The sequence below is a fragment of the Algibacter sp. AS12 genome, from assembly GCF_046736315.1.
Lineage (GTDB): Bacteria > Bacteroidota > Bacteroidia > Flavobacteriales > Flavobacteriaceae > Algibacter_B > Algibacter_B amylolyticus.
This window is the reverse complement of sequence record NZ_CP151841.1, coordinates 3,968,032-3,992,590: the sequence shown is the minus strand read 5'-3', so window position 1 is coordinate 3,992,590 and position 24,559 is coordinate 3,968,032. Positions and strand designations below refer to the sequence as shown.

Here is a 24,559-nt window from a genome sequence, read left to right as displayed (position 1 = left end):
GGAAAGCTCAAAGCCCGACGCAGGAGGAGCGAGGACTTGCAACGGATAGCCCGACCCTTTTTGGGTTGCGCCCAAATAAAGATAGTAGTATTGGTTTTTACTTCTAACTTTTTGCATTATATTTGTTCTCCAAATACGTTTGGATACAATATGAGTCAAAAAGTTTTACTTAACGCAAAAGAGGTAAACATCATTCTTCACCGATTGGCTTGTCAACTTATTGAAAAACACAACGACTTTTCTAACACCGTACTTATTGGTTTACAGCCTCGTGGCGTATTTTTAGCCAATAGATTAGCTAAAATTTTAAGCGAAGATTATAAGGTTAAAGATATTAAGTTGGGTCATTTAGATATTACTTTTTTTAGAGATGATTTTCGCAGAGGAGACAAAACACTAGAAGCTAATAAAACTAAAATAAATTTTATAGTTGAGGATAAAAACATTGTGTTTATTGACGATGTTTTATATACTGGGCGAAGTATAAGAGCTGCTTTAACAGCCATTCAATCTTTTGGGCGACCTAACGAAATTGAACTTCTTACATTAATTGATAGACGTTTTAGTAGGCATTTACCAATACAACCTAATTATAGAGGTAGGCAGGTAGATGTTATTAATAACGAGAAGGTAAAGGTAAACTGGAAGGAACATGATAATGAAGATGCGGTTTACTTAATTGAAAAGTAAGATTACAGAAGAGCGAAAATTGGCGCTGGAAGATTGAAATAAATAAGGAACTTTTGAAAATTGATGAGTTAAATTTTAAGCAAGTTGAAAAGCAAGATTCTGTAATTATAGAATTCGGAAAATTTGATAGCTTAGAGGTTATTCAAGAAATTGATGCCAAATTAATGCGGGTTATTCCTTTGGAATTAGGTAGTCATGATTTGCATGAAATAGCTTTGGATGACTCTCATGATCAGTTTTTTACTTATGGTAAAAATGCCGAAAAATTATTTAAGTGTATGCTACCCGTATTGAAACAATATGATTTTTTGAAGGAAGCAACGGTGCATCTCAATTTTACGGGAGGCGACAAAGAGAGAGAGATAGATTTTAAATTATCGAGTGTAACTGCAGGCTAATACTGCGAACTGAATATAAAATACCATGAGCGAATTAAGTGTAAATCACTTATTAGGAATTAAATATCTTAAAGAAAAAGATATCCAACTTATTTTTGAAACTGCCGATCATTTTAAAGAAGTTATAAATAGGCCCATTAAAAAAGTTCCATCGCTTAGAGATATTACCATTGCCAATTTATTTTTTGAAAACTCTACAAGAACAAAATTATCTTTTGAGCTTGCCGAAAAACGATTATCGGCCGATGTGCTTAATTTTTCGTCTGCACAATCGTCTGTAAAAAAAGGAGAAACTTTAATTGATACGGTAAACAATATCTTATCTATGAAAGTAGATATGGTGGTAATGCGACACCCAAATCCTGGTGCTGGTGTATTTTTATCTAAGCATGTTAACGCAAGTATTATTAATGCTGGCGATGGCGCGCATGAACATCCTACACAAGCCTTACTAGATTCGTATTCTATACGCGAAAAATTGGGTGAAGTTAAAGGTAAAAAAGTGGTTATAGTAGGCGATATTCTGCACAGTAGAGTGGCCTTATCTAATATATTCGCATTACAATTACAAGGTGCAGAAGTTATGGTTTGCGGACCAAAAACACTTATTCCTAAATATATAAATGAACTTGGTGTAAAAGTAGAAACTAACCTTCGTAAGGCTTTAAACTGGTGCGATGTTGCCAATATGCTACGTGTGCAAAACGAACGTATGGATATAAGTTATTTCCCTTCAACTAGAGAGTATACCCAACAGTATGGGGTAAACAAAGATTTACTAGATTCTTTAGATAAAGAAATAACAATTATGCATCCAGGACCTATAAATAGAGGTGTTGAAATTACTAGCGATGTTGCAGATTCAAAACAATCTATTATCTTAGACCAAGTGCAAAATGGTGTTGCAGTAAGAATGGCCGTTATTTATTTGTTGGCCTCTAAAATAAAACAATAGATTATGATTTTCGATCAAGATGGAAATACAGTAATAATCACTCAAGAAAAAGTTTCGCTAATTGAGTTGGTTAAAAAGCTTCAAACGCTTTACCCTAAATATAAAAACAATAATATAATTGTGGCTTTAACAAGTTTAGATAAACTTACTAAAGATGACATTGTAGAATTTTTAGATTTATCTAATACACATAAGACAGCAAAACACTCTTTCGTTATAGTATCCAATAAAATAGATATAGACGCCGTGCCAGACGAATTGGTAGTTGCACCTACTATTTTAGAAGCTCACGATATTATCGAAATGGAGGTTATGGAACGGGATTTAGGGCTGTAACATGGACCATTATTATCTAGCTGAAGTAAATATAGCCAAACGATTGGCACCAATGGACGATCCAATAATGCAAGATTTTGTCAATAATGTTGATAAAATGAATGCTATTGCAGATGCCTCTGAAGGCTTTATTTGGCGTTTAAAGGATGAAGATAAAGACGAAGCTAATTTCGTTTTTAAAGATGATTCCATTATTATAAACTTATCTGTTTGGAAAAATTTGGACGCTCTTTTTAACTACACTTATAAATCTGGACATATAGAAGTTTTTAAACGAAAAAAAGAATGGTTTAGTAAAATGAAACTGATGCACATGGCGTTTTGGTATGTGCCAAAAGGCTACGAACCTACTTTTCAAGATGCTAAACACCGTTTAGATTATTTAAACACATATGGTGATACGCCGTATGCGTTTAGCTTTAAAAATAAATTTTCATTAGCCGAAGCCTTAACTTATAAAAAGCAATTGTAGCGTATGAAATTATCTATTTTAGGTTGTTATAGTGCAACTCCACGTACATTAAATAATACAACATCGCAGGTTTTAGAAATTAATAACCACATGTTTTTAATTGATTGTGGCGAGGGTACCCAAGTACAATTACGAAAACATAAAATTAAGTTTAACCGTATTAAACATATTTTTATTTCGCATTTACACGGCGATCATTTTTTTGGTTTGGTAGGGTTAATTTCAACGTTTAGGCTACTTACTAGAGAAACCGATTTACATATTTATGGACCCAAAGGCATAAAAGAAATTGTGGTTTTACAAATGAAATTAGCTGAATCTTGGACAAACTACAATCTGTTTTTTCATGAATTAACCTCGAAAGAATCTGAGTTAATTTATGAAGATGAAAAGGTTGAAGTACATACCATTCCATTAAATCACAGAATTTATACTAATGGTTATTTGTTTAAGGAAAAGGAGGGGTTACGTAAGCTAAAAACGAATGCGGTTGAAGATGCCAATATAAACGTGGCATACTATAGAAAGCTTACGCAAGGGTTTGATGTTGAAAATGAAGATGGCATCTTAATAGATCACAAAACCGTAACAAAACCAGGGGCTAAACCTAAAAGTTATGCCTTTTGTAGCGATACCATGTATAAAGAGGATATTGTACCTATCATAAAGGATACGGATGTATTATACCACGAATCTACGTTTTTAGATCAACATGCTCATTTGGCGGTTAAAACAAAACATTCTACAGCTAAAGAGGCTGCACAAATAGCAAAACAGGCAAATATTGGTACCTTAATATTAGGACATTATTCTACACGATATGGCACTATTAATCCTTTTAAGGAAGAAGCTGAAACTGTTTTTGATACGGTAGAATTAGCAGAAGACGGTAAGACTTTTCAATTTTAATTAAACTCCTTTAAATTTTCTACCCATTCTATAGCTTGCTTTAATGACATACAGCGCTTAATACTTATATTCGTGAATTTTTTTTCTATTGAAGCATTCATATAACTAGAGTTGTTATATATAACAATTGCGCTAGCAAAAGGATAAAAATTACTTTGCTCAATTTTTGTCCAATTACTTGGGTCAATGGAGTAGTGGTTTATTCTATTTGAAATATATGCGAACTTGCCACCTTTGCCATAAAAGTTTTGAATTTTATCAAAAACCTCTACAATGTTTTCCCATTCAAAATGAATACCTTCATTTAGTTCTGAAATGCAAAATTTATCACACAAATAAAAATTTCCAAAAGGCATTTCTAATTTGGTAAAATTATAGGCTTTAAAAAAGGAATATTTTTCTATAGTCATAACTGTAGTTAGGGATTGCGAAATTACTGAATTTGACAAACAAGAGCATATTAAATAGCTTGTTTCTATCATAATTTAACACTTATAAACGCTGAAATGCACGACTTTTTTTTTGTCATACAACAACTGTTTATAAATGAGAATATTAAAAAATATAAAAATGTTTACTAGATTTTTTAAAAATGATTTATTTTGCAGTCTATGGAAAAGGATTTAAGTAATTATAGAAAATCTTACGAAAAAGGCGAGCTGTTATTAAATGACGTGCCAGAAAACCCTATGGAATTATTTCAAAAGTGGTTTTACGATGTAGATAAACATTTTACAGAAGATGAAACTAATGCTATGACTATAGCTACTATAGGTTTAGATGGTTTTCCCAAAAACAGGGTAGTTTTACTTAAAAAATTCACCTTCGAAGGGTTTATATTTTATACCAATTATAACAGCGAAAAAGGTAAGGCCATTGCAGCTAACGCTAATGTTTGTCTATCCTTCTTTTGGCATGGCGCAGAACGACAAATTATTATAAAAGGGAAAGCCGAAAAGATTGCACCTAATTTAAGCGATGGTTATTTTGAATCTAGGCCGCGTGGGAGTCAGCTAGGGGCAATAGCGTCAAATCAGAGTGAACCTGTTCCCAACAGAGTCTATTTAGAAAATAAACTTAAAGATTTAGAAACAGATTATAGTGGTAAAGAGATTGATAGACCAAATTATTGGGGAGGCTATATTGTTAAGCCAGTAGAAATTGAATTTTGGCAAGGTCGCCCTAATAGGCTTCATGATCGTATTCGGTATCAGCTCCAGGAGGACTATAATTGGCTGATAAATCGATTATCTCCGTAAATCAACGGTGAAATACATAGTTTTTGACTTCAAATGTGTATTTCAACGATTAAAAACATATAAAATCGATGAAATACATGTTTTTGGTCGATTTTAACATTTCGTTAACAATTATTTCATGGTATAGGGTTAATTTTACAGAACCAAATCTAATTAACTTAACCTATGAAGTTATTTACAAAATTACCTATAGTAGTCTTTTGCGCTTTATTAACACTTAGTTCTTGTAGCACAGAAAGCGATGAAAATGATTCGACTGGAATAGAATTAAGTCTTGTACAGCAAGAAGCTAAAGCTATTGAAGTTGAAATTTTAGAACTTATAAATAGTCATAGATCTTCATTAGGTTTAAATACTTTAACAGAAATGAACATTGTAAAATCTGTAGCTTATAGCCATACAGATTATATGGTAGATAGTGGAGAAGTATCACATCATAATTTTTTTACACGTAGTGATTATTTAAAAGCTAATGCTGGTGCTAAAAATGTATCAGAAAATGTGGCCTACGGATATAGTTCTGCTGAGTCTGTGGTTAGAGCTTGGTTAAAAAGTGAAGCACACAAAGAAAATCTGGAAGGCGACTACACTAATTTTGATGTATCGGCTGAAAAGAATGCAGAAGGTAGATGGTATTACACTAATATTTTTATTAAGAAATAATGTTTTTTTATAAAGCATTTAATTGAATAGCCTTTTTTAATGTATTATTTAATAGCTTAAAAAATGTTTTAAATTGGTTATGATTAATAGCCCCAAATCTAAAAACCTCTCGCTTTTATCGAGAGGTTTTTTTCTGTATAATTGTAAGCACTTATTGTACTTAGTTGATGGCTTGTTTAAATTAAGGTAGCCTGTCTTTTTAGCGATAACTAACTTTTTTATATATTGTTGTATATAAACCTTAGCGTTGTTTAAAAGTAGTTGTTACCGGTTTATTCCTAAATCCATAAGTTCCATCTGTACTTTAAAAGTTGAAACATGTTGTGATAGCTTACTGCTTATCTGAAGTATTATTAATAAGAAAGCAATATTCATAATCCTGAGTTATTTACTAATAGTCTTTGGTTAGTAGTTGACAAGTATTCTTTACTTGATAATTATTGAAATAAAAAAACCATCAAAATATAGTTGTTTTGATGGTTTTTTAGATTGGTTACTATGAGTTTAATTCATTTTAATAACAAACTGCGTGCGTCTATTTTCTTGATGCTGTGCTTCAGTACACTTTTTAGCACTATTGCATTCGTTTATTAAGTTTTTCTCTCCGTATCCCATATAACTTGTAATACGCGAGGCTAGCACGCCTTTATCCAGTAAATAGTTATAAACGTTAGTTGCTCTTTTTTGAGATAACATATCATTATAACTCTCCGTACCTCTGGCATCAGAGAACGATTCAATGTCAATACTCATATTTGGGTATACATTTAGCATAGTATTTACTAAATTATCCAAAGCTATTTTGTCTTGATTTCTAATAGAAGCACTATTAAAATTAAAGTAAATAGGAGAGAAGCTAACGGCTTCTATACTTTCTGTTTTAAGAGTATTACTTGGTGCTGTAGAATTTGTGTTGTCTTCTGGTATTTCTAAATCAGTTTCATTTTTAGTCTTTTCAAGTTCTAATATAGAAACTCTTTCAAAGGCATAAATATCGTCGCTACCAGCACCACCTTTTCTATTGGACGCGAAATAACCAGATAGTCCATCTTCATTCATAAAAAACGAAAAATCGTCTTTACTCGAATTAACAGGTGTTCCTAAATTTATAACGCTAACGATATTTTTATTTTCATCTGCAACAGTTCCGTAAATATCTAGTAAACCTAATCCTGGGTGACCATCAGAAGAAAAGAAAAGAGCGCCTTCGCTATTTACAAATGGAAATTTTTCATTTTTACTTGTGTTTACTGTAGCACCAAGATTTTGAGGTTTTCCGAAAGCCCCATTATTTATGTCTACATAATAAATATCTGAACCACCATGTCCTCCAGATCTATCCGATGCGAAATATAGTTTAGTCTCATCCTCACTTAAAGCAGGGTGTCCATTAGAAAAATGATTGCTGTTAAACGGTAATTCTTCAATGTTTTTCCATTTTCCATTTACTAAGGTAGCCTTATATATTTTAAGGTTTGATATACCATTACCATTACGACCTAAAACATTTTTTATAAAATCTGTTCTAGAAAAATACATAGTTTTTCCATCTTTAGTGATGGTAAGCGGACCATCATGATAAACCGAATTCACGCGACCTTTTAATTTGGCTTTGTTACCAATAAGCGTATCGTTAGAGTTTGCATTAATGGCATAAATATTAAGAAAAGGTTCTTCATCCCAAGCATTTATATGCTTTTTTATATCACCTTTATCTCTAGCCGATGTAAAATATATTTTATTACCATGTTTATAGGCTCCAAAATCGCTAAACTTAGAATTGAACATAACATCTTTTAACGTAAAATGTTTTTTTGCGTTAAAAATAGCATTTAAAAAATCTGAATCTTTAAGATAACGTGCCTCTTCAATATCACCACCAGCGTCTTTAAATTGTTTCATTAAAGTTCTAGACGTTTCGTAGTCTTCAACGCCACGTAAGGCTTGCGAGTAATTATAATAGTAGGCCGTAGGTACGTTATTTTGCTTAATAGCTTTGTCGTAGTAAATAACCGCGCTATCTGGGTTTCTTAAATACGAATAACTATCTGCTAATTGTCTTGTAGCATAATCTGTACTAATACCTTGGTCAATTAATTTATGATACGCATTTGTGGCTTGTACAAAAGCAAAATTATTAAATAAATTATCTGCTTTTTGTTGCTGCGCATTTTGTGCATAAGTGCACATTAAGATTGGCAGCATTAATACTGTTGCTATATAGTTTTTTAATTTCATTGGGGGTATTGTTTAATTAAAAAAAATATTTAAAATATATACCACCAAACACTTACGTATAGTTTGGGAGTATTTATTTGGTATAGCGGTAAATTAACTATTCCATTTTTACCACTATAAATTGTGTACGTCTGTTTAATTGATGCTGTTTTTCTTCACATTTTTGACCATCTTGACAACCATTAGTCAACTTACGCTCACCAAAACCTTGGTGCTCTGTAATTCTAGAAGGATCAATACCTTTAGAAATTAAATACTCGTAGGTACTATTGGCTCTATCAATTGAAAGTTTATCGTTATAAGATAGTGTACCTCTAGAATCGGTATGAGATTCAATACGGATTACCATTTCTGGATAATCATTTTGCATTAGACTTACAATTTTATTTAATTGTGCTTCAGCATCAGCTCTAATAACATGACTATCGAAATTAAAGTATATAGTGTTTAAATCTATTTCAGCAAGTTTAACAACATCTTGAACTGGGTTAAGTAATAAGTTGGCACCAATAGAAGTTAATTCGGTTTGTAAGTCTTTTGAAGTAAATTCTCTATAATCTTCAATGTATTTATCTTGATTCGCAACAATTTTATAATCTTGGTTTCTATCAATATTTATTTGGAAATACCCGTTGTCATCAGTTTCCATAAAGGCAATCTGATTATCGTTCTCGTCAAACAAAGTAATTTTGGCGCCAACAATAGGGAAGGTGTTAATAGCATCTGTTACTACGCCTTCTACATGTAAGGCAGGTTCTCTATGAAAGGCATAAATATCGTCACTTCCTCTACCACCTTGGCGGTTGGAAGCAAAATATCCAGTAATTCCGTTTTGATTCATAGAAAAAGCAAAATCATCCTTATTGGAATTTACAGGAACACCTAGATTAATTACGTCTACAATACTTTCTTCGTCTTCACCTTTAATGGCAGCATAAACATCTAGTAAACCTAAACCAGTATGACCATCAGAAGAGAAGAATAAAACGCCCTCATTATTTATAAACGGGAATCCTTCAGCTTTTTCTGTGTTAACAACATCTCCCAGGTTTTGAATATTTCCTAAAGAGCCATCTGGAGCAATATCGGCTGTCCAAATATCCGATCCACCATGTGTTCCTGGTCTGTCGGATGTAAAATATAATTTTGTTTCATCAACATTTAAAGCAGCATGTTGTGTTGAATAATCGTCGCTATTTATAGAAAGGTCCTCAACGTTTGTCCATAAACTATCCACCTTTGTAGCGCGATAGATTTTCATATTTGTAAGTCCGTTTTTATCCTTCAGTTCAATATCATCTTTGAAATTGTTTCTAGAAAAATACATGGTTTTACCATCTTTAGTAATAGTAACAGGACCATCGTGATAGATAGAGTTAATATCACCTTTTAATTTTGCGGTGTGATCTACATTTCTTTTAGAACCCGCTTTGGTTACATAAATATCTAAAAAAGGTTGTTCATCCCAGCCATATAAGCGCTTAATGGCTACACCTTCATCTCTAGAAGAGGCAAAGTATACTAAGCCATCATGCTCAAAAGCACCAAAATCACTATATTTTGAGTTGAAGCGCACACGATCTAAAAAGTATTGTTGTTTTGCTCCAAATACACTGGTTATAAAATTAAGGTCTTTTGAAAAATCATCGGTATCTACAACACCTCCTGAATCCTTATAGCGTTGAAGCCAAATTTGAGATTCGTCGTATTTTTTCATACCACGTAGCGATTGTGCGTATTTATAATAATATTCAACAGGCACATCTTTTTGTTTTACGGCACTTTTATAATATCTAGACGCATTTCTCGGGTCTCTTAAAAGGGCGTAACTATCCGCAAGTTTTCTTGTAGCATAATTTCTATTGTAGTTATCCTGAACAAGTTCTCTGTAAAGCTTTGCGGCTTTAACAAACGAAAATTTATTAAATAAAGTGTCTGCTCTCTTTTGTTTTCTTTGTTGAGGGAACAGAGATAGGCTTAATAATAAAGCCATACAAACTAATATGTAATTTTTAGTGTTCATAGATAAGTTAGGATTAGAAATATCTTGGTGATTTTAGTTTAGAACTTAAGAATTTAAACTCATACATTAGCAAAATTTCGTGTGTTCCTGTTGTATAGTCAGCAATTTCTGATGTTGGTTTCTCATAAGCATAACCAACACGTAATTGTCTAGATAATTGAAAGTCGACAATGCCACCTATAGCGGCTGTTCTCTCGTTGATTCTATATGAACCACCTATCCAAAATTTCTCGCTAAATAGGAAGTTAGCAGTTAAATCGTATGAAACAGGAGCTCCGTTAGTCGCTTTAATTAAAGTAGCTGGTTTAAATTTAATACTTTTTGTAAGATCAATAACACCACCAGCAGTAAAATAATAACTTATATTATCTAAAGCTTCGAATGATCTGTTATTGTTACTACCATTATTTAATATTCTTGGGGCAGATAAACTTGCGTATACACGGTTTGTACTCCAATAAACACCTGCACCAATATTTGGAGACCATCGATCTTCTGTTCCATATATTAAAGGATCATTTTGGTTATCTTCATCTAGTCTAAAATTAGTATCGAAGCTAAATTGTGTAAATCCAGCTTTTAAACCGAAGGCTAATTTACCATTTCTTCCTGTTGGGATATTGTATGCAAAATCTCCATATAGGTATGTGAAATTTTGAGGGCCTAAATCATCTTCAATTAAAGATAAACCTAAACCAATTCTATCATTTCTTAACGGCGTATGCACCGATAGGGTTTGAGTAATTGGTCCACCTTTAAAACCAACCCATTGACTTCTATGTAAACCTACAACACTTAAAACTTCTCTACTTCCTGCATAGGCTGGATTGATTGAAATAGTGTTGTACATATATTGGGTAAATTGGGGTAGTTGTTGTGCAACTCCAATCGTACTGCTAAATATTACAATAGCGATTATATTAAATTTAATAAACTTCATAGGTTAAGTTTTATTTGGTTCCTAAGTATACTGGACCAGTAATTGGGTCCAATCCACTATTTCTTAAATTAATGATATAATAATAAGTTCCATTAGGTAATTTTCCATTGTTACCAAATGATGCTTTGGTTGATGATCCATTCCATTTTCCGAATATACCAAAAGCGTTTCCTTCTCTTTCGCTTCCTAAGGTATATTCATTAGATTCATAAACTAATGCACCCCAACGGTTAAATATTTTAACTTCGGCAACAAATCCACATAGTGTTATTCCTTCAATATCAAATGTTTCATTGAAATTATCACCGTTTGGCGTTATTGCTGTAGAGATACTAATGTCTTTCTCACCACAAGGTAATACTCTACATTTTGCATCTACAATCATGATTACATCCGTGATATTTAAACATCCAGATTGGAAACCTGTGTGTCTTAAAATATACTGAATACCTTCGGTGTTAGGATTAAATTCTTCAGAATAAACACTGTCTAAATTAGTAGGATCGAAGATGCTTCCGTTTATTGTTGCTACGGGACTACCTTCTATAAGCTCCCAAGAACCGCCAGTTACTTCATTAGATAAAAAGCCATCTAAGTTTACAACACCATTATCAAAGCAAATATCTTCGGCAACAACTTCATTTATTATTTCATCTAGGGCTACGTTTAATGTTTGTGTATAAACTTCTTGATTACCACAAGCATCGCTTACTGTCCATGTCCTTATAATTTGGTAATCTGCTATTACGCTTTCATCAAATGTATTAGTTTCAGTAAATTCTTGGATAACATTTGAAGAACAATTGTCGGAAAATGTCATTTCTGGTGCTTCTGGAATATCCGTACAACTTACATCAAGAACTTCTTCAAAGTCTGATGTAGGAATTGGAGCAGTGGTATCTTGAACTGTTATAATTTGAACATGTGGCGTTGTTAAACCACATTCATCAGTTGCTAAATAAGTACGTGCAATTATATAATTAGATGGACAATTACCATCAGTTCTAACATCGCTTACTGTTACTTTAGCCTCACCACAATTATCTATTGCTGTTATTGTAGATGCTTCTGGTATCATATCACACTCTACCGTAATGTTTTCTGGTAAAGCATCCACAAACGTTGGAGCAGTAGTATCTTGTACAATAATATTTTGAGTGTGTGTTGTTGTTATTCCGCAGTCATCTGTTGCTACCCATCTACGTGTTATGGTATAGTTGCTAGGACAATTTCCGTTAGTTCTAGAATCAGTTACACTTACTGTAGCATTACCACAAGTATCTGTAGCTGTTAATATAATAGCTTCTGGAATGGCATCACATTCTACAACAATATTCGGACTTGGTAAATCTTCAACGAAAACTGGAGGAGTTGTGTCTTGTACTGTTATATTCTGAACATGTATGTTTGCTACACCGCAATCATCTGTTGCAATATATGAACGTTTTATTACATAGTTATAAGGACAGTTTCCATCAATTCTTTCATCTTGAACGGTTACAACTGCAGTACCACAATTATCGGTAGCCGTTAAAGTTTCCGGTAATGGAATATCATTACATTCTACAACAATTGATCCAGGTAGTGTTTCTTGATCGAATGTTGGAGCAATAGTATCTGCTATAGATATTACTTGATCTTTACTAGTTGCGTTACCACAAGCGTCTGTTGCTGTCCAAGTACGAACTATAGTATATACACCGCTGCATGTACCATTTGTTCTTACATCGTTATAAGTGATAATAGGATTAGGATCACAATTATCTGTAGCTGTAGCTTCATCAAGTGTTAATGGAGAAAAATCATCACTACATTCTGCGGTTACACTTTCTGGTATTGAAATTACTGGAGGCGTGTTATCCTTAATTATGTATGTAAATGTATAAACGATTTCATTCCCCGCACAATCGGTATAGGTAAAGGTGTATATTTTTTCACCTTCACAAACAGGATCTTCGTTTTCAGTTATAACAGGAGTTATGTTATTTCCACAAGCATCTGTTAGTACAAGCGCTGTTGGTTGTAAAGCTTCTTCAATACATTCAACAGTAGTACTTTCGTTAATAGGTGCATCTGGAGCTGTTTTTTGAATAGTATAAGTGTAAACGTAAACAGATTCGTTACCAGCACAATCTGTAAACGTGAACGTATAAACTTTATCACCTTCGCAATCTGGGTCTGGACTTTGTGTGATTACAGGTGTAATATCGTTTCCACACGGGTCTGTTACATCTGGAATTGATGGTTGTGTAGCATCTTCAATACACTCCACTATAGAACCGTCGCTATCAGGAACCACTGGTGCATTTATTACATCAATAGTATAAGTATATGTGAAAACAGAAATATTATTGGCACAATCTGTATATGTAAATGTATATACTTTTTGACCTTCACAGTCTGGATCTGGACTTTCTGTAATTACAGGAGTAATCACATTTCCACAAGAATCAAATACCTCAGATATTTCAGGAATAGTTGCATTAGCAAGACATTCTACGGTAGAACTAGCATTTTCTGGTACTACAGGTGCGGTTGGTATTTCGATTGTATAGGTATATACATAAACTGATTCGTTACCAGCGCAGTCTGTATAAGTAAAGGTGTATATTTTGTCACCCTCACAATTTGGATCTTGATTTTGTGAAACTGTTGGAATAATTGCATTTCCACATGTATCAGAAACTACTGGTGCGTCTGGTAAAATAGCATCAGTAAGACAGCTTACTGTAGAACCTGTATTCGTTGGAACAACAGGTAATTCTGTAAGGTTAATTTGATATGTGTATTCCCAAATATCCGTATTACCAGCGCAGTCTGTATAAGTAAATGTGAATGTCTTGTTTCCTTCACAAACAAGATCTGTACTTTGAGTCATTACAGGTATTATTTCATTACCATTAGCGTCGTTAACCGTTGGTGGTGTTGGAGCTATAGCTTCAGAAATACATTCTATACCAGAAGTTTCATTTTCAGGCACTGTGAAAGGAGCTAATTCTATGGTGTAGGTGAATGTCCAATCTGCTGTGTTATTAGCACAATCGGTATACGTAAACGTGTAAATAACCGAACCTTGACAATCTGGAGTTTCAGATTTTACAGCTTCTGAAGGTGTGATAGGATTACCACAATTATCATTTACTGTTGGTGGAGTAGGCTCTACAGCATCATCAATGTTATCGATAATCATGATACCATTAGTTGGTAAAACAAAAGCTGTAAGTTCAATATTATATGTGTAGGTATAAACCGCTTCGTTTCCAGCACAATCAGTATAGGTGAAGGTATATATTTTTTGACCTTCACACTCAGGGTTTGCACTTTCAGTAACTACCGGAGTAATATCGTCACCACAAGCATTAGATAATTCTGGCGCTGCAGGTTGAATAGCTTCCGCTAGACATTGTACAGTAGTTGTGAAATTTTCAGGAACGCTAGGTGCAGTAGTAACATCTATAATGTACGTATAGGTATAAACCGCTTCGTTTCCAGCACAATCTGTGTATGTGAATGTATATATCTTTTCACCTTCACAATCAGGATCTGCATTTTGAGTAATTACCGGTATTATATCATTTCCACAGGCATCTGTTACTTCTGGTGCCGTTGGTTGTGTTGCATTAGCAAGACATTCTACAGTTGAACCTTCGTTATCTGGAACAATAGGCGCATCAGGTACTTCTATGTTGTAAGTATATGTGTAAACAGCTTCGTTATTAGCACAATCAGTATAAGTGAAGGTATATATTTTTTGACCTTCACAATCAGGATCTGCACTTGCTGTAATTACAGGAATAATAGGATTTCCACAAGCATCATTAACTGCTGGTGTTGCTGGTTGAGTTGCATCGGTAAGACAAACTACAGTAGATTCTTGGTTTTCAGGAACCGTAGGTAAAGTTGTTACATCTATAGTATAAGTATGTTCCCAAATACCAGTATTACCAGCACAATCTGTGTATGTAAAGGTATAAATTAAATCACCTTCGCACTCAGGTGCAGTACTGCTAGTCATTACAGGTGTAATTTCATCACCATTAGCGTCGTTAACCGTTGGAGGTGTTGGAGCAATAGCTTGAGATATACATTCTACCGTTGAAGTTTGGTTTTCAGGCACTGTAAAAGGTGCTAATTCTATGGTGTAGGTGTATGTCCAATCGGCAGTGTTATTAGCACAATCAGTATAGGTAAATGTATAAATTACTGAACCTTGACAATCTGGAGTTTCAGATTTTACAGCTTCAGAAGGGGGGATAGGATTACCACAATTATCATTTACTGTTGGAGGAGTAGGTTCTACAGCATCATCTAAATTATCAACAGTTTCAATACTATTAGAAGGTAATATGAAAGCTGTAAGTTCAATATTATATGTGTAGGTATAAACCGCTTCGTTTCCAGCACAATCAGTATAGGTGAAGGTATATATTTTTTGACCTTCACACTCAGGGTTTGCACTTTCAGTAACTACCGGAGTAATATCGTCACCACAAGCATTAGATAATTCTGGCGCTGCAGGTTGAATAGCTTCCGCTAGACATTGTACAGTAGTTGTGAAATTTTCAGGAACGCTAGGTGCAGTAGTAACATCTATAATGTACGTATAGGTATAAACCGCTTCGTTTCCAGCACAATCTGTGTATGTGAATGTATATATCTTTTCACCTTCACAATCAGGATCTGCATTTTGAGTAATTACCGGTATTATATCATTTCCACAGGCATCTGTTACTTCTGGTGCCGTTGGTTGTGTTGCATTAGCAAGACATTCTACAGTTGAACCTTCGTTATCTGGAACAATAGGCGCATCAGGTACTTCTATGTTGTAAGTATATGTGTAAACAGCTTCGTTATTAGCACAATCAGTATAAGTGAAGGTATATATTTTTTGACCTTCACAATCAGGATCTGCACTTGCTGTAATTACAGGAATAATAGGATTTCCACAAGCATCATTAACTGCTGGTGTTGCTGGTTGAGTTGCATCGGTAAGACAAACTACAGTAGATTCTTGGTTTTCAGGAACCGTAGGTAAAGTTGTTACATCTATAGTATAAGTATGTTCCCAAATACCAGTATTACCAGCACAATCTGTGTATGTAAAGGTATAAATTAAATCACCTTCGCACTCAGGTGCAGTACTGCTAGTCATTACAGGTGTAATTTCATCACCATTAGCGTCGTTAACCGTTGGAGGTGTTGGAGCAATAGCTTGAGATATACATTCTACCGTTGAAGTTTGGTTTTCAGGCACTGTAAAAGGTGCTAATTCTATGGTGTAGGTGTATGTCCAATCGGCAGTGTTATTAGCACAATCAGTATAGGTAAATGTATAAATTACTGAACCTTGACAATCTGGAGTTTCAGATTTTACAGCTTCAGAAGGGGGGATAGGATTACCACAATTATCATTTACTGTTGGAGGAGTAGGTTCTACAGCATCATCTAAATTATCAACAGTTTCAATACTATTAGAAGGTAATATGAAAGCTGTAAGTTCAATATTATATGTGTAGGTATAAACCGCTTCGTTTCCAGCACAATCAGTATAGGTGAAGGTATATATTTTTTGACCTTCACACTCAGGGTTTGCACTTTCAGTAACTACCGGAGTAATATCGTCACCACAAGCATTAGATAATTCTGGCGCTGCAGGTTGAATAGCTTCCGCTAGACATTGTACAGTAGTTGTGAAATTTTCAGGAACGCTAGGTGCAGTAGTAACATCTATAATGTACGTATAGGTATAAACCGCTTCGTTTCCAGCACAATCTGTGTATGTGAATGTATATATCTTTTCACCTTCACAATCAGGATCTGCATTTTGAGTAATTACCGGTATTATATCATTTCCACAGGCATCTGTTACTTCTGGTGCCGTTGGTTGTGTTGCATTAGCAAGACATTCTACAGTTGAACCTTCGTTATCTGGAACAATAGGCGCATCAGGTACTTCTATGTTGTAAGTATATGTGTAAACAGCTTCGTTATTAGCACAATCAGTATAAGTGAAGGTATATATTTTTTGACCTTCACAATCAGGATCTGCACTTGCTGTAATTACAGGAATAATAGGATTTCCACAAGCATCATTAACTGCTGGTGTTGCTGGTTGAGTTGCATCGGTAAGACAAACTACAGTAGATTCTTGGTTTTCAGGAACCGTAGGTAAAGTTGTTACATCTATAGTATAAGTATGTTCCCAAATACCAGTATTACCAGCACAATCTGTGTATGTAAAGGTATAAATTAAATCACCTTCGCACTCAGGTGCAGTACTACTAGTCATTACAGGTGTAATTTCATCGCCATTAGCGTCGTTAACCGTTGGAGGTGTTGGAGCTATGGCTTGAGATATACATTCTACCGTTGAAGTTTGGTTTTCAGGCACTGTAAAAGGTGCTAATTCTATGGTGTAGGTGTACGTCCAATCGGCAGTGTTATTAGCACAATCGGTATAGGTAAATGTATAAATTACTGAACCTTGACAATCTGGAGTTTCAGATTTTACAGCTTCTGAAGGTGTGATAGGATTACCACAATTATCATTTACTGTTGGTGGAGTAGGTTCTACAGCTTCGTTTAAACTAGTAACAGTTTCAATACCATTAGTAGGCAAAGTAAAAGCATTTAATTCAATAGTATAAACGAAATCCCATTCATCAGAATTACCAGCACAATCAGTAAATGTATAGGTATAAGTTCTTGTTCCTTCACAATCAAAAGGGTTAGCTGAGTCCGTTATTACAGGAGCCGAAGCGGTTAGTGTATTTCCACAAGCATCTTGTATGATAGGTAATGTAATAGTCGTACCATCGGCATCATCAATACATTCAACTGTTAACGCTCCATCTAAATCAGGAATTGTAAAAGTTGGAGTGCTAATAGTATAAACAAAAGCCCATTCATCTGAATTACCCGCGCAATCGGTAAATGTATATGTGTAAGTTCTAGTACCTTCACAAGTAAGTGGATTAGGAGATTCTGTAATAACAGGAGCAGAGGCAGTTAATTCGTTTCCACAAGCATCTTGTATAGTAGGTAAAGTTATAGTTGTACCATCTGCATCATCAATACACTCAACAGTAAGCGCTCCATCTAAATCAGGAATTGTAAAAGTTGGAGTTACTATAGCATAAGTATGTTCCCAAATACCAGTATTACCAGCACAATCTGTGTAGGTAAAAGTATAAGTTAAATCACCATCACAAGCAGGAGCTGTACTTTGAGTCATTACAGGTGTAATTTCATCGCCATTAGCGTCGTTAACCGTTGGAGGTGTTGGAGCTATGGCTTGAGATATACATTCTACCGTTGAAGTTTGGTTTTCAGGCACTGTAAAAGGTGCTAATTCTATGGTGTAGGTGTACGTCCAATCGGCAGTGTTATTAGCACAATCGGTATAGGTAAATGTATAAATTACTGAACCTTGACAATCTGGAGTTTCAGATTTTACAGCTTCTGAAGGTGTGATAGGATTACCACAATTATCATTTACTGTTGGTGGAGTAGGTTCTACAGCTTCGTTTAAACTAGTAACAGTTTCAATACCATTAGTAGGCAAAGTAAAAGCATTTAATTCAATAGTATAAACGAAATCCCATTCATCAGAATTACCAGCACAATCAGTAAATGTATAGGTATAAGTTCTTGTTCCTTCACAATCAAAAGGGTTAGCTGAGTCCGTTATTACAGGAGCCGAAGCGGTTAGTGTATTTCCACAAGCATCTTGTATGATAGGTAATGTAATAGTCGTACCATCGGCATCATCAATACATTCAACTGTTAACGCTCCATCTAAATCAGGAATTGTAAAAGTTGGAGTGCTAATAGTATAAACAAAAGCCCATTCATCTGAATTACCCGCGCAATCGGTAAATGTATATGTGTAAGTTCTAGTACCTTCACAAGTAAGTGGATTAGGAGATTCTGTAATAACAGGAGCAGAGGCAGTTAATTCGTTTCCACAAGCATCTTGTATAGTAGGTAAAGTTATAGTTGTACCATCTGCATCATCAATACACTCAACAGTAAGCGCTCCATCTAAATCAGGAATTGTAAAAGTTGGAGTTGTTATAGTATAAATATAAGTCCACTCATAAGAGTTGGCAGAGCAATCTGTAAACGTATAAGTATAAGTTCTAGTGCCATCACAATCTAAAGGACTTGGTGCGTCTGTAATAACAGGAGCAGATGGTGGTAATACATTACCACAAGAATCTGTTATTTCTGGTATTGCAAAAGATTCTGTGGCATTGGCTAAACAATTAACAGTTGCTTCTCCATCATCGGGAATAACAATTGGTGCTGAGCCTTCAATTATAATTATTTGAGTAAATTCTTTAGTAGTATTGCTACATTGATCTGTAAAGGACCATGTATTTGTAATGGTTCCAACATCTGGACATGAATTATCTGCAACAAATAAGCCTCTTGACTCTGTTATTGAAAAACTACAAGAAGCATCTATTTCAGGAAGCAAAGCTTGAGCATCAGATAGTGCACTTGCATCATTACATTCAATGGTTCTATTTAAAGAATCTTCTGGTGTTTGCCAATTTACTGTTGGTTTCGTAACATTTATAAAGGTTTTTTCGTTATTTCCAACGCCACATTCAACTACTGATGAACTAGTTGTTGTTTGAGTATCTTCGTTTAAAACACCCCTGTAAGAGGCACTAAATTGTAAACCAAATTCTGTGTCGCAATCTTCTGTTAAAAAATAACATTCATCTTTAATAATTAAATTAAAATCAACATCTAAAGGAGTAGATTTAGTTGTTACATAAGAATCTTCCACTGTAAATTCTAAATATCCTGTTGAGGGATCATAAGTTGCGCTTACTCCAGTAGGTAAATTTGTAATTGGGAAATCTACTGTAAGTTGAGGAGGAAGCGTAGAAAATATTCTAACATTTATAGCATCGTCATTACCTTTATTTTCTACAACAAAATTTCCAGTAACAGTAGCTCCAGGGCTTTGAAATGTACTAGAAACATCGGTAGTAACTTCAATAGGACCTAGTTTTGGTTCAAAAACTTCAACAGATAAACCTAATAGATACAAGCCATATGACTCATTACCTGTAGTTAATCTTATGGTTGTTGAAGTTTGATCATTTCCTATTAACGAATTACCAATATTATTTAATTTAAAAATACCGGCATCAAACCCTAATGTATTTTCACTTGCTGGATTTCTATCCTTAAAATTTGCATTATCAATGGTTATTCGACTGTTAAAAAAATTATTTACAGTTCTTATAGGTAAAATTGTACTAGTAGTTAAATTTTCAAAATCATTATCATTTCCTGCTGTTCCGGGAGGAAGAATTTGCATGTTATCACCTAAATAAGTTCTATCTCCTTCTATAGCTCCAAAAAGTATATTTACATTTACATCTTGAGGTTCTGGAACTGTTAAAAATCCATCTATTTTTATATCAATAGGTCTTTCTCCAGCTACAATATGTCCATAGCCATCAAAAATTGTTACATTTTTTAGAGGAAGCGTAGGGCTTTCGTATACAAAAACTATTTGCCAACCACCAGCACCATTCGCTCTGTTTGTTAAACCGTGTTCGTTAAAACGTTCTATAGTAGCCTCAATATTGGCTACTTGGTAAGTGTCAAAAGGAGATATGTTTTTGTCAATTAATTCTGTATTAATTAAATCTGTAATTTCTGTTACACATGTGTAAGGGTCAAAACTAAAGTGGCCATCTGGAATTCCATCTCCATCACTATCATCTTCACGACCTCTATAAATAATATTTTCAGCTTTGATTTCATGATAAGTTGTTTCGCCAGGTAACATTAATTTTACTTCGTTAAAATCCCAATCTGGTCGATTCTCGGTTGATTCTGGCGTACCACCTGGTTCATGATCTACGGCAGTCCAATATAAAAAAGCTTTTTTAATGGTTAAACATCTAGAATCTGCAATAGGTGCTTTAAATGTCGCACTACTAGAACTAAAAGTGTCGTCGTGGTCATCAATATCAACATATGCCAGTGAAATATAATCGTTATTGTTCCTGTTTCCATTATAATCCCTTGTGGCATGTTCAGAAACAGAATTGTTTGCTATTGTTGCAAAATCACCATTAATGGCGCCTTCATATCGAGGTGAGAATTCGGTTTTTAATTGCGCATACGAGCATACGCTAAATAAAAAGATGAGGGCCAAAATTAATTGGTGGCGCTTAATATATTGGGTAGACGTTATCATAAGCCTTTAATTAACTAATTAATTAATATGTTTTTATAGTAAGTTATTTTTGAAATCTTGTTTTTCGATATGGTTGTATTAACAAAAACACATTCCTTGTTAAAGAATGCAAAACCAGAATATTTAATACCACTTAGTTTCAAGCTATTTAAATGTTTATAAAAATCATTAATTAAAACACACACATTTAATTTTAGAGCCGTTTTAGTTTTCATGATTTTAAGTTTCTTATTACACCTAAATTTATTAAAACCAGATATTACTTCTGATAATTAGTAGTTTTCATTAAAAACAAATTTTGAGGGATACAAAGTAGGGAGGGAATACTATTTCTTAGATAAAAGAATATTACAGTAAAGAGTAAATTTGGGTTCATATAATTTGATTTTGTTAGTAGGTGCTACAAAAAAACGTATATGTAACTAGTTGGTCAAATATTCATGGCAAAGCACTTATAAATTCGATTAAAAGCTAATATGGCTTTTTAATTTACATTATAATTGAGGTATTCCAGAATTTGAATATTATAAAGATTTAATATCTAGAGTTTTATTTATTTTTTTAAAATGTAAAAATATGATCTACGATTGATTTGATGTTCTTCTTTTGTGCATCTAACACCATTAGAACATTTGTTTAATAATTGACTTTCACCATAACCAATAGCGCTTTCTATACGATCTTTGGAAATACCTCTTGAAAAGATATAATCTCTAGTAGCTTTTGCTCGTTTGTCTGATAAGGTCATATTATAAGCATCGCGACCACGACTATCTGTATGGGCTTCAATTTTAATAACCATAGTAGGGTTTACCCTTAACACATCTACAATATTTTCTAATTCATATTGTGCATCTGTTCTAATATTCCATTTATTAAAATCAAAATAAATAGGGTTTATTACTATTTGATTTCCTTGTATTAAGGACTCAAGATACAAATCTTGTTCAATAACGTTTCCGTCCTTATCATTGGTGTTAATAGTTACTTGGTCTCCGGAATACGCTATAAGTTTTGCGGTAATAGTGTATTTTTTTTCACATTTAAGAGTGAATTGATACTCTCCGTTTTCAGTAGTTACTACTTCTTCAATAGTTTTACCCGTTTCATCAATAAGTTTAACAGTTACATCGGCTAGTGGTTGGTTGTCTTTTCTATCTCTAGTTACACCTTTAACTATTTGCGAGCAAACTTTAGTGTACACCGTATAAATATCATCGTTACCTTTTCCTCCTGGTCGATTAGATGAGAAATAGCTTCTCTCGTTTTGATTATCAGAATCTGTAAAGAAAGCAAAGTCATCGAAACCACTATTGTAAGGTGCTCCAATGTTTTTAGGTGTTGCTAAACTATCCTTAATAAAATTAGATTTAAATATATCTAAAAGTCCTAAATTTAATCTTCCATCAGAAGAGAAATAGAAGGTACTATCTTTACTAACAAAAGGAAACATGTCTCGGCCTTCTGTATTAATTTTGGGTCCTAAATTTTTGGGCTCACTAAATTGATTGTTTCCTAAAATATTGACCTCATAAATATCGGTATAACCTAATCCGCCTTCGCGATCTGAAACGAAATATAATTTTTTGTTATCTGGACTTAATGTTGGGTGTCCGGTAGAGTATACCTCGTCATTTATGCTAAGTTCAATAATGTTATCCCACTTACCATCGATCAAAGTAGCTTTATATATTTTTAAGTGTGTTGTTCCTTTTTTGTCAAAGTTTAATTTATTCTTTTTTGTAACATTATCTCTAGTGAAATACATGGTTTTTCCATCGTTGGTAATGGCCACATTTGATTCATGATAATCTGAATTTATATTTGGAGAATCAATTAAAATAGGGTTGGAGAATTCTAACTCAAATCCTTTTTCTTTAACTGAAACTTGATACAAGTCTAAAAAAGGTTCTTTATTCCATCCATATTTTTTAGATTTAGCTGTATCTCTTGCCGAAGCAAAAAAGAGCTCATTTTTATAAATATATGTTCCGAAATCTGAATTTTCAGAATTAATAGTTAGATTTTGTATTTTTATAGATAACGAATCTTCAACTTTATTAAGCTCGTCGTATTTTAATAGATTACCAATATCATAATTTTTGGCGCGGCTATCATTATTCTGAATTTCAACAAACTTTTTCATCCATTTATTGGCTTCAGCATAGTTACCTAAACTTTTTAAAGATTGTATAAATCTGAATAAGTGTTCTGCATCAATTTCATATTTGTTAGCTGCTTTTTCGTACCAAAAAATAGCTTGCTTTGAGTTAGAATTATTATAGTAACAATCACCTAATCGTGTTAAATTATGCTCGCTTTCATCACCATTTTCGATTGCTTTTTCATATAATTCGGCTGCTTTAACAAAACCATAATTATTATAAAACTTATCGGCAAGTTTAGTTTGGGCAATAATTGTGCTAGTAAAAAATAACAAAAAGAGTATAAAAAAATTTGTTTTCATAGTAATATGTTTTAGAAGTACCTTGGGGATTTAATACGTTTACTTTTAAATAATTCGTACATGAATAAAATCTCGTGTGTACCGCTAGTGTAAGGTCTAATATCGGATATAGGATACTCGTATGCATAGCCTAAGCGTATTTGTTTAGACACTTGAAAATCTGCAATACCACCTAAAGCGGCAGCCGATTCGTTAACTCTATATGCAGCACCTAACCAAACTGTTTCGTTGAATAAAAAATTTGCTGTTATATCAAAAGATAGTGGCGCACCGTTTGTTGCTTTAAGCAACATAGCAGGCTTAAATTTTGTAGATTCGTTTAAATTGAAAACGTAACCACCGGTAAAATAATAACTTATTCGCTCTAGTGCGATGTAATCTAGCTCACCTTGTTTTCCTTTATTATAATCGGTATTTAAAATTCTAGGAGCGGAAAGGCCTAAATACCATTTATCTGAATGATAGAATACACCTAATCCAATATTAGGACTCCATCTGTTTGAAACATCGTCAAAAAATGGATCGTTAACGGCATTTGCTAATTCTGGATCACTACTATCGTTTAATAAGGATTGATCTAAACTATATTGTGTAAACCCACCTTTAATACCAAAAGCTAATTTATGCTTTTCACCAACAGGAAGGGTATATGAGAAATCAGCATATAAGTATGAAAAATTTTCATAACCTAGTTGGTCATTTATAAAGGATAGACCTACACCAATTCTGTCATTTCTTAAAGGGGTGTGAACAGAGAGCGTTTGAGTTGTTGGTCCGCCTTCTAATCCAACCCATTGGCTTCGGTGTAACCCTACAACACTTAAGGTTTCTCTACTTCCTGCATATGCAGGATTTATAGAGATAGTATTATACATATACTGTGTAAATTGCGGTAATTGTTGAGCAAACCCAACCCAGCAATTTGCTAGCATAAAAATAAATATATTTAACTTTATTGACTTCATAGTTTGTTTAGAT

15 protein-coding genes are annotated in these 24,559 nt (G+C 33.7%); 8 read left to right on the top strand and 7 right to left on the bottom strand.

Annotated elements, in window-relative coordinates; all coding sequences use genetic code 11:
• Positions 1–150: 150 nt before the first annotated feature.
• Genes pyrR through AAFN75_RS16245 form a run of 6 tightly spaced genes read left to right on the top strand, consistent with a single transcriptional unit; the run spans position 151 to position 3,760 of the window.
• Entirely contained in the window at positions 151–690 is a 540-nt protein-coding gene (gene pyrR, locus AAFN75_RS16270; protein WP_144118065.1) for a bifunctional pyr operon transcriptional regulator/uracil phosphoribosyltransferase PyrR, read from the top strand.
• A 53-nt stretch (positions 691–743) separates the two neighbouring features.
• Positions 744–1,088, top strand: a complete 345-nt coding sequence (locus AAFN75_RS16265; RefSeq protein ID WP_411807353.1) for a hypothetical protein — start codon at positions 744–746, stop codon at positions 1,086–1,088.
• A gap of 25 nt (positions 1,089–1,113) precedes the next feature.
• The gene (locus tag AAFN75_RS16260; RefSeq protein WP_144118063.1) at positions 1,114–2,043 is read left to right on the top strand and encodes an aspartate carbamoyltransferase catalytic subunit; all 930 of its coding nucleotides are present in this window, start codon (positions 1,114–1,116) and stop codon (positions 2,041–2,043) included.
• A gap of 3 nt (positions 2,044–2,046) precedes the next feature.
• Positions 2,047–2,379 (top strand): ribonuclease Z, encoded by a 333-nt coding sequence (locus AAFN75_RS16255; RefSeq protein WP_411807352.1) that lies wholly within the window; start codon positions 2,047–2,049, stop codon positions 2,377–2,379.
• A 1-nt stretch (position 2,380) separates the two neighbouring features.
• Positions 2,381–2,851, top strand: coding sequence for a DUF3291 domain-containing protein (locus AAFN75_RS16250; protein ID WP_411807351.1), 471 nt, complete (start codon positions 2,381–2,383; stop codon positions 2,849–2,851).
• 3 nt (positions 2,852–2,854) lie between these two features.
• Positions 2,855–3,760 (top strand): ribonuclease Z, encoded by a 906-nt coding sequence (locus AAFN75_RS16245; protein WP_411807350.1) that lies wholly within the window; start codon positions 2,855–2,857, stop codon positions 3,758–3,760.
• Here AAFN75_RS16245 and AAFN75_RS16240 read toward each other — a convergent pair.
• On the bottom strand, positions 3,757–4,242 hold the full coding sequence (locus AAFN75_RS16240) for a hypothetical protein (RefSeq protein WP_411807349.1): 486 nt from the start codon (positions 4,240–4,242) through the stop codon (positions 3,757–3,759). The genes AAFN75_RS16245 and AAFN75_RS16240 overlap by 4 nt on opposite strands.
• A gap of 129 nt (positions 4,243–4,371) precedes the next feature.
• On the opposite strand from AAFN75_RS16240, the gene pdxH reads away from it, so the two are divergent.
• The gene (gene pdxH, locus AAFN75_RS16235; protein ID WP_411807348.1) at positions 4,372–5,019 is read left to right on the top strand and encodes a pyridoxamine 5'-phosphate oxidase; all 648 of its coding nucleotides are present in this window, start codon (positions 4,372–4,374) and stop codon (positions 5,017–5,019) included.
• 165 nt (positions 5,020–5,184) lie between these two features.
• The gene (locus tag AAFN75_RS16230; RefSeq protein WP_411807347.1) at positions 5,185–5,682 is read left to right on the top strand and encodes a CAP domain-containing protein; all 498 of its coding nucleotides are present in this window, start codon (positions 5,185–5,187) and stop codon (positions 5,680–5,682) included.
• 504 nt (positions 5,683–6,186) lie between these two features.
• Here AAFN75_RS16230 and AAFN75_RS16225 read toward each other — a convergent pair.
• From AAFN75_RS16225 to AAFN75_RS16200, 6 genes are all read right to left on the bottom strand, one after another.
• On the bottom strand, positions 6,187–7,920 hold the full coding sequence (locus AAFN75_RS16225; protein WP_411807345.1) for an OmpA family protein: 1,734 nt from the start codon (positions 7,918–7,920) through the stop codon (positions 6,187–6,189).
• A gap of 97 nt (positions 7,921–8,017) precedes the next feature.
• Positions 8,018–9,943 (bottom strand): OmpA family protein, encoded by a 1,926-nt coding sequence (locus tag AAFN75_RS16220; protein ID WP_411807344.1) that lies wholly within the window; start codon positions 9,941–9,943, stop codon positions 8,018–8,020.
• Between the two features lie 13 nt (positions 9,944–9,956).
• A complete protein-coding gene (locus AAFN75_RS16215) occupies positions 9,957–10,883 on the bottom strand; it encodes a type IX secretion system membrane protein PorP/SprF (protein ID WP_144118054.1) in 927 nt (308 codons plus the stop codon).
• A 10-nt stretch (positions 10,884–10,893) separates the two neighbouring features.
• Positions 10,894–21,114 (bottom strand): gliding motility-associated C-terminal domain-containing protein, encoded by a 10,221-nt coding sequence (locus AAFN75_RS16210; RefSeq protein WP_411807343.1) that lies wholly within the window; start codon positions 21,112–21,114, stop codon positions 10,894–10,896.
• A 553-nt stretch (positions 21,115–21,667) separates the two neighbouring features.
• Positions 21,668–23,581, bottom strand: coding sequence for an OmpA family protein (locus tag AAFN75_RS16205; protein ID WP_411807342.1), 1,914 nt, complete (start codon positions 23,579–23,581; stop codon positions 21,668–21,670).
• 11 nt (positions 23,582–23,592) lie between these two features.
• Positions 23,593–24,546, bottom strand: a complete 954-nt coding sequence (locus AAFN75_RS16200) for a type IX secretion system membrane protein PorP/SprF (RefSeq protein WP_411807341.1) — start codon at positions 24,544–24,546, stop codon at positions 23,593–23,595.
• Between the last annotated feature and the right edge of the window lie 13 nt (positions 24,547–24,559).

Bases quoted from the DNA above. Each gene is read 5' to 3' on its own strand.
- pyrR (WP_144118065.1), top strand. From the start codon at position 151: ATGAGTCAAAAAGTTTTACTTAACGCAAAAGAGGTAAACATCATTCTT.
- AAFN75_RS16245 (WP_411807350.1), top strand. From the start codon at position 2,855: ATGAAATTATCTATTTTAGGTTGTTATAGTGCAACTCCACGTACATTA.
- AAFN75_RS16225 (WP_411807345.1), bottom strand. From the start codon at position 7,920: ATGAAATTAAAAAACTATATAGCAACAGTATTAATGCTGCCAATCTTA.
- AAFN75_RS16230 (WP_411807347.1), top strand. From the start codon at position 5,185: ATGAAGTTATTTACAAAATTACCTATAGTAGTCTTTTGCGCTTTATTA.
- pdxH (WP_411807348.1), top strand. From the start codon at position 4,372: ATGGAAAAGGATTTAAGTAATTATAGAAAATCTTACGAAAAAGGCGAG.
- AAFN75_RS16220 (WP_411807344.1), bottom strand. From the start codon at position 9,943: ATGAACACTAAAAATTACATATTAGTTTGTATGGCTTTATTATTAAGC.
- AAFN75_RS16210 (WP_411807343.1), bottom strand. From the start codon at position 21,114: ATGATAACGTCTACCCAATATATTAAGCGCCACCAATTAATTTTGGCC.
- AAFN75_RS16255 (WP_411807352.1), top strand. From the start codon at position 2,047: ATGATTTTCGATCAAGATGGAAATACAGTAATAATCACTCAAGAAAAA.
- AAFN75_RS16200 (WP_411807341.1), bottom strand. From the start codon at position 24,546: ATGAAGTCAATAAAGTTAAATATATTTATTTTTATGCTAGCAAATTGC.
- AAFN75_RS16215 (WP_144118054.1), bottom strand. From the start codon at position 10,883: ATGAAGTTTATTAAATTTAATATAATCGCTATTGTAATATTTAGCAGT.
- AAFN75_RS16260 (WP_144118063.1), top strand. From the start codon at position 1,114: ATGAGCGAATTAAGTGTAAATCACTTATTAGGAATTAAATATCTTAAA.
- AAFN75_RS16250 (WP_411807351.1), top strand. From the start codon at position 2,381: ATGGACCATTATTATCTAGCTGAAGTAAATATAGCCAAACGATTGGCA.
- AAFN75_RS16205 (WP_411807342.1), bottom strand. From the start codon at position 23,581: ATGAAAACAAATTTTTTTATACTCTTTTTGTTATTTTTTACTAGCACA.
- AAFN75_RS16240 (WP_411807349.1), bottom strand. From the start codon at position 4,242: ATGATAGAAACAAGCTATTTAATATGCTCTTGTTTGTCAAATTCAGTA.